Origin of the sequence: Flavobacterium sp. (genome assembly GCF_035456225.1) — a bacterium.
GTDB lineage: Bacteria > Bacteroidota > Bacteroidia > Flavobacteriales > Flavobacteriaceae > Flavobacterium.
The window spans coordinates 1-3666 of sequence record NZ_DATIDM010000204.1; the positions used below are offsets into that span (position 1 = coordinate 1).

General features: G+C 34.5%; 2 protein-coding genes. One reads left to right on the forward strand and one right to left on the reverse strand.

Features of this window, described 5'->3' with window-relative positions; translation table 11 throughout:
• Positions 1 to 71: 71 nt before the first annotated feature.
• Positions 72 to 2318 (forward strand): ATP-binding response regulator, encoded by a 2247-nt coding sequence (locus tag VLB74_RS12175; RefSeq protein ID WP_325203731.1) that lies wholly within the window; start codon positions 72 to 74, stop codon positions 2316 to 2318.
• Between the two features lie 205 nt (positions 2319 to 2523).
• Here the strand turns inward: VLB74_RS12175 and VLB74_RS12180 are convergent.
• The coding region (locus VLB74_RS12180) for a DEAD/DEAH box helicase (RefSeq protein ID WP_325203732.1) at positions 2524 to 3666 on the reverse strand (1143 nt) is incomplete at its 5' end.

Below are 3666 nucleotides of genomic sequence, written 5' to 3' on the forward strand. Positions count from 1 at the left end.
TATTTTGTTTATGATATTTTATTGGTGTTATTTGATTTTTGTTTATTAAATTAACACTTTAAAATTCTTTGATGAACAAAAACATATTAAAATTCTTTCTTTTACTTGTACTGCTGACTTTTCAGGGGGCAATTGCCCAATCTGATAATGTCAAACGTAAAAGTATTTTAGATCTTTTGTCTAAAGCCGGAGAGCATTTTAATAATTTAGAGTGTAAAGAGTCTTTGTCATATGCAAAAAAAGCATTGAATTCGGCTTATGAAATAGAAGACAATCAGCTGATTGCACGTTCGTATAACCTTATCGGATTAAACTTCGAAGAATTTTCAGATTATAAAAAAGCCATTGGTTATTATTCCAAAGGACTGAAATTTGCAAACCAGACTGAAAACGATACATTAAAGGGATGGCTTCATAATAACCTCGGGAATTTATACTGTTACCAAAAAATTGATTTCGCCAAGGGAATTTCAAACAATAAAAAAGGACTGGCTTATTCTCTGAAAATCAAAGATACAAATGAAATTGTATTTTCATACCTGAATATCATATCGGCTTATTTTGGAAAGGAAGATTACAAGGCCGGGTATCCATATTTAAAAAAAGTTGAACCACTTGTCAAAAAGGTCAATATAATGGAGGCTACTCTCTCCATGAAATCATTATTTGGTTCATATTATACCCATAAAAACAAATTCACGGAAGCAGATAAGGCATTTAAAGAAGCATTAAAGGTCAGTGAGAATAATTCTGTCGAATTCCTCGATGCCAATATTGCCAGTCTGTATGAAGATATTTCCAAATATTATCTGAAAATAAAAGATTATGAAAATGCTTATTTGTATTTGGAGAAACATAATGTATTAGATCATAAAATTTATAATCTGGCCAGAACCAAAGAAGTGAATCTTGCCGGTTCACATATTGAATTGGACGAATACAAAAGGGAAATCGATAAGATTGAAAATGAAAAGCTCGAACAGATGAGCCGGTTGCAACATACCAGACTGATAGTTGTAATGTTTATTTTCATTTTTTTCATCTTGTTGTTGTTGGTGTATACACTTTATAAAAATAATCAGCTCAAAAAGAAATCCAACAGGAAATTAAAAGAGGCTAATGAAGAACTGATGATTGCCAAAGAACAGGCAGAGGAAGCGTCTTTGTTAAAATCCCAGTTTATTTCAACAATCACTCATGAGCTTCGTACCCCTTTATATGGAGTGGTAGGGATCACAGACATGATTTCGGATGAACATAAAGAACTGAAAAACAGTACTTACCTTAAATCGCTGAAATTTTCTGCTAAATATTTATTGTCTTTGGTAAACGATATTCTTCAGGTATATAAAATCGAAGAAAAGAAAATTGTTCTGGAGAATTCGATTTTCAATCTTTCAGACGAATTAAATTCAATCGTTGACAGCTTGCAGTTTTTGGCCGTGAAAAACAACAATCAACTGTTGTTGGACGTAGACGAATCGATTCCGGAATTTATTATCACTGATAAAGTTCGATTGTCACAAATTTTCATGAATTTAGTCAGTAACTCGCTGAAATTCACTAAAGACGGTCAGGTTAAAATTTGTGCGAAGTTAGAGAGAAATGAAGCTTCATTTAGTTTTATCACGTTTAAAGTTATCGATAACGGAATCGGAATTGCAAAAGAGCATCAGAAAAAAATATTTGAAAAATTTGTTCAGATTGAGCGAAAAGAAGACGATTATCAGGGAACTGGTCTGGGATTGTCCATAGTTAAGCAGTTGATTTCTTTATTTGGAAGTGAGATTCATTGCGAGAGTGAAGAACGTATTGGTACTCAAATGATATTTACAATCGGTTTTGATACGGATGAAGACCATCGTAATAATTTACTCAAAAACCTCGAAGTTGATTTTTCAGAAGAACACACTTACAGGATATTGGTCGTTGAAGACAATAAGATCAACCAAATTGTGACAAAAAAAATATTGGATATCCGTCATTTCGAAAGTGTTATTGTAGATGATGGTTTTGAAGCGTTAAAAATACTGGAGAATGAAGTTTTTGATGTCATTTTAATGGATATCAATATGCCAAAAATCAATGGTTTTGATACTTCCAAACAAATCAGGAAAATGGGAGTCAATACGCCAATAATTGCCGTTACAGCCTTTGATAAACAGGAAATCATGGAACAGGTTGTTGCTTCAAAAATGAATGAAGTTATCGTAAAACCATTTGAACCTAATCATTTATACAGAATGATTGTTCTTCTTTCCGATAAAACGGATAAAAAGGATGAAAAGGAGGAAATTAAAAAAACGAAAATGAAATAGAAAAATAGCAGTAGAAAATAAAAAACAACCGTGAAGTTTATGATTTAAATTTCACGGTTGTTTTTTTAAATTCCAATCTGAAAATTAGAGGATTAGAAATTTTTTTGGTTTTCGGAATTCTGTTATTGATTGAGCTTTTACAGAACAAAGTTGCATCAGAAAAAGCAATATAAAGATCCTTTTTGCTGCGTACGCAATTAAAATTCTAATACCAGCGTTTTTTATTTTTCTTTGAAGCTTCGGATTTTCTGGAATTGGATTCCGATTTTTTGTTTCCTCCTTCAGGTTTCTTTTTATTTCTGAAATCAGGTTTTGCATTCGGATTTTTTACATCTTCATTCCACGGGAAAGGATGATCGGTTACCACTTTTACTTTTTGGCGCGTAAGTTTTTCAATATCCTGCCAATAGGTTTTTTCGTCTTTTCCACAAAATGAAATCGCCATGCCTGTATTTCCGGCACGCCCTGTACGTCCAATTCGGTGTACATAGGTTTCCGGGATGTTCGGCAAATCAAAATTGATTACATACGGTAACATTTCAATGTCAATACCCCTTGCGGCGATATCGGTAGCCACCAAAACAGTGGTTTCGTTTCTTTTAAAGTTTTCCAACACACGTTGTCTTGCACTTTGCGATTTGTCTCCGTGAATGGCTTCTGCGTGAATGTTTTGTTTCTTCAGCGCTTTTACAACATTGTCCGCTCCGTGTTTTGTACGGACGAAAACCAATACACTTTCCAGTTTTTCACCTACAATTATATCGTATAACAGTTTTCGTTTGTCTTCTTTTTCTACAAAGTAAACCTTCTGATTTACCTTTTCTGCCGTACTGGAAACAGGAGTTACGGAAACGTATTCCGGTTTTGTCAGGAAAGAGTCAGCCAATTCACGAATGGCAATTGGCATGGTGGCAGAAAACAATAATGTCTGACGGTTATCCGGTGTAAGTTTGATGATTTTTTTCACATCATTGATGAATCCCATATCGAGCATAAGATCGGCTTCATCCAAAACCAAATGATGTAAGTGGTTCAAATCAATGAATCCCTGTTTGTTTAAATCCAATAAACGTCCTGGAGTGGCTACCAGTACGTCAACACCTTTCTTTAATTGATCAACTTGCGATGTCTGATTTACGCCTCCAAAAATCACCAACGATCTGATGTTGGTATATTTTCCATACGTGTCAAAGCTTTCAGCTACCTGAATAGCCAATTCACGCGTTGGGGTAACTACAAGGGTACGTATGCGTTTTGCTTTATCGGAAGAACCTACAATACGGTGCAAAAGATTCAGAATCGGAATGGCGAACGCGGCTGTTTTTCCGGTTCCTGTTTGTGCACAACC

What these genes read in the sequence shown, in the direction of transcription:
- VLB74_RS12175 (WP_325203731.1), top strand. Translation starts at nt 72, where the DNA reads ATGAACAAAAACATATTAAAATTCTTTCTTTTACTTGTACTGCTGACT.